This window comes from Treponema sp. R6D11, from assembly GCF_054786075.1.
In genome coordinates this window covers 1-5,450 of sequence record NZ_BDHD01000121.1, presented here as the reverse complement: position 1 = coordinate 5,450, position 5,450 = coordinate 1, and the positions used below count along the sequence as shown (strand labels likewise).

Annotated in this window: 6 protein-coding genes and 1 pseudogene; 4 read left to right on the top strand and 3 right to left on the bottom strand. The window is 39.6% G+C overall.

Annotated features, from left to right (window positions below):
• Nucleotides 1-1,032, bottom strand: a pseudogene (locus ACYVTD_RS09470) (hypothetical protein); the annotation flags it as partial.
• Between the two features lie 246 nt (nucleotides 1,033-1,278).
• Nucleotides 1,279-2,658, bottom strand: coding sequence for a glycoside-pentoside-hexuronide (GPH):cation symporter (locus ACYVTD_RS09465; RefSeq protein ID WP_461247533.1), 1,380 nt, complete (start codon nucleotides 2,656-2,658; stop codon nucleotides 1,279-1,281).
• 167 nt (nucleotides 2,659-2,825) lie between these two features.
• On the opposite strand from ACYVTD_RS09465, the gene ACYVTD_RS09460 reads away from it, so the two are divergent.
• Nucleotides 2,826-3,698, top strand: coding sequence for an alkaline phosphatase (locus ACYVTD_RS09460; protein WP_461247532.1), 873 nt, complete (start codon nucleotides 2,826-2,828; stop codon nucleotides 3,696-3,698).
• 15 nt (nucleotides 3,699-3,713) lie between these two features.
• On the opposite strand, the gene ACYVTD_RS09455 is transcribed toward ACYVTD_RS09460, so the two are convergent.
• Complete coding sequence (locus ACYVTD_RS09455; RefSeq protein WP_461247531.1) at nucleotides 3,714-4,268, bottom strand: DUF3786 domain-containing protein; 555 nt, start codon at nucleotides 4,266-4,268, stop codon at nucleotides 3,714-3,716.
• A gap of 97 nt (nucleotides 4,269-4,365) precedes the next feature.
• Between ACYVTD_RS09455 and ACYVTD_RS09450 the strand changes: the two genes are divergently transcribed.
• From ACYVTD_RS09450 to ACYVTD_RS09440, 3 genes are all read left to right on the top strand, one after another.
• The gene (locus tag ACYVTD_RS09450) at nucleotides 4,366-4,611 is read left to right on the top strand and encodes a ribbon-helix-helix domain-containing protein (RefSeq protein WP_461247530.1); all 246 of its coding nucleotides are present in this window, start codon (nucleotides 4,366-4,368) and stop codon (nucleotides 4,609-4,611) included.
• On the top strand, nucleotides 4,608-5,006 hold the full coding sequence (locus tag ACYVTD_RS09445; protein WP_461247529.1) for a type II toxin-antitoxin system VapC family toxin: 399 nt from the start codon (nucleotides 4,608-4,610) through the stop codon (nucleotides 5,004-5,006). The genes ACYVTD_RS09450 and ACYVTD_RS09445 overlap by 4 nt, the downstream gene beginning before the upstream one ends.
• Nucleotides 5,007-5,150: 144 nt before the next feature.
• The coding region (locus tag ACYVTD_RS09440; RefSeq protein WP_461247528.1) for a hypothetical protein at nucleotides 5,151-5,450 on the top strand (300 nt) is incomplete at its 3' end.

Here is a 5,450-nt window from a genome sequence, read left to right as displayed (position 1 = left end):
TCTTAATATTGTATTTATTTTGACTAAAGAGCCATATCTGCCTTTCCACTCAATTTTTGCCGCCCCTCTAAAGCCTCCCCCATGATCCTGTCCGTCTCTGTAAACGAATTGTTTTCCCGCGCCGTCCGCTGACAATGAAATTAACAAAGGTTTTGTCTTTTCCCCAAAAGGTAAAGACGGAGAGAGGGAAATACCCAAATTGGCGTAAATATCCTTCCCTACGGCAAAAGTTTCCGAGACGGCATAATCAGAACTTACGGAAAAAGCCGGGTTTGTAAAAAGAAGTCCCGCCGCAAATAGCCGGAATTCTCGTTCAGGGAGAGGCGGCGAAGCGGAAAACCAAGAGCTTGATTTTGTGGGCGGGAGAGTCGCGCCTGTGTAGAAAGTTTCTATCAGCAAACTGTTGGTTTTATTGATAGTAAAATCCAGTCCGCCTGAAAACGCCGGTTTGTACTCGTCAACTTCTGATTGCGCGGAAACAAAGCCACGCAGTTTTAAATTTGAAAAAAGCTCCAAAGGGGAACTGGACAGGTACAGATATGCTTCGTCCTCTTTGGTTGCGGACGCGGCGGTTTTTACGTCGGCAATTAGGGGCTTGTGGTTTTCGGCATAAGGCGGCGAGCGTATCCACGGATTGCGAATCCGCGCGGAAAGCCCCCATTCGTCAAGGGTTCCGTAAAGGAGCCGCGAGCCTGTAGTTTTGTGGTACAAACTGCCTGTATAATTGGTAACCCATTTATCGGGATCTCCCCACGGCGGTTCCAGAGAAAAGTTCAATGGACGCTTATCCAGAACTTGACCGCGCAGTACAAGATGAGGGGGAATAAAGTGCAATTTTAATTCCCCTCGGTTATGAAGAGTCCCCGATACTTCAGGTTCGTCCTGAAAAGTAAAGGTTTTCTCTTCCCATGAGCCGCTCCAAAGCAGACTCCAGTTTAAAAGGGGCGCAGTCTTGTTATTAGCCGCGCCACTTTCCGCAAAAAGAGCAGTGCCGCACAAAAAAGCGACAACCAAAAAAGATAAATTTTTCATACCTATATATGGCGCGGAGTAGCGAATTTGCTTGACTGAATTTAAAAAAAATTTAAAAAAGTGAGAAGTTTTGCACCTCTTGGGACTACGCCTATTTTTGAACCCTGTCGGGAGGGTGCAAAACTTCCAGAGTAAAAACCGAAGGTTTTTACTAATTTTGCTTGACTGTTTTTGAAAATTTTTCGAAAAAATTTCTACCACGAACCACACGAACCAAAGAGCGAACAAAGAAAGAAAAGTGTGGTATTATGCCTCTTTGTTAAGTTCCCCGCGTTCTTGTAGGTCGGACAGTATCTGGTTATAAAATTTGCTGTCAATTTTGTACTTCATGCGGTAAATTAAATAGCTTCCGGCGAAACACAGAAGCGGGAAAATTAACATGGCTACTTTCATCATTAAAAGACCTGAGGGCGTAACCTCGGCGGCTGTATTGGCAGCTTTAATTCCAGATACAATTATCACGGCGGAAACAACCCCGCTGCCTACCGCGCCGCCTATTTTGTTGATTAGAGGTTGGAGAGAGAAAGTGATACTGTCGTTGCGTTTGCCTAGTTTCCAATGACCGTAATCAACAGAGTCGGCGAGGAACATAGTCATTAAAAGTTGGATAAATGACTGCCCAAAGAAAATTAAAACGCCCGCAATGCCTATGAATAACATTGTTGAAACAGGAGCGAAGAAAAAGAGCAGATAACCCACAGTCATGGAAATAATTGCGCCGGTATAGAGAGTTTTGCGGTCAAACTTTTTGCTGAAAAGTTGGAAAGTAGCAAGGGCTGTTAATTGCGATATGCCTAAAATGGCGGAAAAAACTGAAAACATATTTTCATTGCCATAGGCGTATTTAAAAAAATACAGCCCAAAACTTGTAGTCGTCATATAACCAATCATAAAAAGCGACAAAGAAATAGCCGTAAAAAACAGTTGGTCGTTTTTGACAATGATGTTTACAAGTTCACGTAACGGAGTGTTTTGCTTTTTTTGCGCTACAATACCCGTCTCTTTTACGCCGAAAATTGTAACACACATACCCAAAGACATAAAAACCGACACGCAAATTGCAAAAATAAAATAACCTTTTTGCAAAGAACCAAATTTTTCACCTAACGATTTTGTCAGCGGCACTATGGCGACAACAACAAAAAACAAACCGATATTCGCAAAAATACGGGCAAGCGCCCCAATTTTTTCACGTTCTTTTTGATCGATGCTTAAACTGGGAAGCATTGACCAATATGAAATGTCGTGGATCGTGTAACAAATTCCCCACAAAAAATAAATAATAGCAAAAGAAATGATATATCCGTTCCCTTGAAACCCAAGATCTGTAAATAGCAGAATTGTAAATATCGGAGAAGTTATTGCGCCTATTGTAATCCACATTTTAAATTTGCCCCAGCGTGATTGCGTGTTGTCTACGATGAGCCCCATGAAAGGATCATTAAAGGCGTCAAAAATACGGGCGACAAGAATAATTCCCGCCACCCACCACATTGTACTTGTCGGCAGATTGATTACGTCGGTAAGGTAGAACATGAGGAACATACTTACTATGCCGTAAACCATGTCCCTGCCGATAGTGCCAAGACCGAAAGTTATCCGATTACGAATAAAAGTTTTTTGCATGACTTATTATAGCACTAATTCTTATTATTTTCAACAGATATAAACACTGAGGAAATGGCTATGGGTATTTTAGGGGTATAAACAGTATAGTCATTAATAAAGATTTTTGATATATTTATGTAACAAAATTATTTATTGATTTTTTATTAATAGTGAGTGGTAAAAACATGAAAACAAAACTTATTTCTATTTTGCTTATTTTCTCGGCTCTTATCTTGTTTTTTACGGAAAGTTGCGCAAATGCAAAGTATGTAAGGCAAGCAAAGAAAATACCGCAGGATTTTGTTCCTGCAAAACATTTGGTATTTATAGGTCTTGATGGGTGGGGTAGCGCTTATGTTGCTAAAGCGAAGATGCCTACGGTAAAACGCATGATAGCTAATGGCGCTTGTGGACTTAACACTTTAAACGTATTGCCCAGTGAATGTTTGCCCAACTGGACATCTCTTTTTTACGGAGCTCCGCCGGGAGGACACACCAGGAAAAATTTTCCATCGATTTTTACGCTTTTGGAAAACAACGAGCAGACATCAGCTTTTTTTTATGAATGGACTGAATTGGAAAGAATCTGCCTGGATTCAGAGACGGACAAACAAGAAATATTTTCTGATATGGAATCCGCCAAAAAAATTGCCTCTTATATAATGGAACAAAAACCTGTTTTTACCGCAGTTGTGTTTAATGAACCGAGTGCTACGGGGCAATCTAGACGATGGGGATCACCTGACTATTATACAAAACTTAAAGAATTGGACAGCTACATAGCAATTATTGAACAGGCAGTTAAAGACGCGGAAATATATGACAGTACAATATTCGTATTCTCTGCGGATCATGGTGGAAGTTTGTATTGGCATGAATCCGATACACCCGTAAAACGTAAAATCCCTTTTATTGTTTTTGGTAGTGGTATAAAAGAGGGATATACTATAAAATCTCCGATTAATATTTACGACATTGCGCCCACCATGGCGGCGCTTCTGGGATTGGATATTCCTTACATATGGACAGGCAGAATTATACATGAGATTTTTAAATAAAACGAATTTATCTAATTATTGTTTGCTTGCCAATTCATAAACCGCAAGACTTGCAATAACAGCAAGGTCTTCCGCCGCAAACCATGTTTTTGCCGTTTGATCAAAGAGAATATTTCCATCAGGCGGAAATTCTTCACTGGCTTCCCAGATAATAAAAGTCATCGGCAAATACGGGAGAACATGTAGCGTAACGGACGCGTCGCCCATATCAGCCTTTTGTCCGCCAAGGACAATACCGGTAGAAATGAGGCTCTGCGGATTTTTGCCAAAATGATTAACAAGAGGTTTTATCGCGCGTTTATTAAAATTAGTTTCATAGAAAAGCGCAGGCGCGGCTTCCCTGTAAGCGATTAAATGTCCCGATGGTTTTTGTACCCCGTCCGCTGTCAAATAATGCAACCATAATATTTTATGCGAAACTGAAGCCGATAAAAGCGGTTTTTCGACATTAAACCAAGGGATAAAAAATTCCCCGTCTTCATAGCGTACGCCGCATTTTTGGCAAACCTCCTGCGGCGGTATCTGTGCAAGTTTTTGCTCGGCAAGGTTCAGTGCGTCATCATACCCCAAGAAAGGACTCCTTTTTTTGATTATATCATTTTTGTCTTTTTTCTGTCCTATTGACAAGTATTGAAAATGTATGTATATTGTATGCAGAGGAGAAAATATGCCGCTGTTACAGGTAAGGGACTTTCCCGGTGATGTTTATGAACAAATCAAGTTTGAGGCAAAACGCCAACATAGAACCATTGCCCAGCAAACCGTTGTGTTGATAAAGGACGGACTGGAAAAGGAATTTTCCGGGCGAGAGCGGAGACTTGCCGCGCTTGAAAGAACAAGAAACAGGTTTATTCCTGAAGAAGCAAAAGATTTTGATGTTGTAAAATCAATCCGCGAGGATCGAAACAGATGAACGTAATTATTGATGTTTCAGGCTCTGTTGAAATACTTTTAAAAAAAGAAAAGTTCAAAAAATTCGACAAACTTTTACAAGAAGCAAAAATTGTACTTGCGCCAGATTTATATATTTCCGAATTATCCAATACCTTTTGGAAATATACAAAAATGAAAAAATACAATAAGGACAACTGTATAAAATATATACAAGACGGTCTTGATTTTATAGACGTATTTATTAACACAAGAACTATTTGGGAAGAAGCATTTTCCGAAGGCATTAACAACAACCATTCCATTTACGATATGTTTTATATGGTAGCCGCAAGAAGGCACAACGCAACATTGATAACGAATGATAAGGCACTTGCGGCAATTTGCAAGAAGAACCATGTTCAGGTGTGTTGTTGAGAGGGGGAAGGAAGGCTATAGGGAATACAACCGATTGATTCAAGCTATGCATGGAGTGTATAATCAGCAGAAGATGAAATTATGGTAATAAAGGGGTAGCATAAAAACATAAATTAAGATTAAAATGGTGAAAGGGATAAAATTGTGAAGGAAATATCGGACAGCACAATAGATTTCGTTGCTACTCATATAAATAAAGTGAACAATAAACCTTCTTGTGTTCCTGTAATTACAGTAGATGATGATGTCTATACACCTCACTATTTTGAAATTACTCCTTTTAATGAGATTGATAGTTCTGAAAAGAAGTTTTTTGCAGTAGATGGTAGTTACAATAGTCAAGAATTTTATAATGGAGTATACATAGGTTTATATACTGCTGGTTATATTTGTTATCATAAGGGAAAGCAAATAAGATTAAATAATTTAGACGATCCTATAATA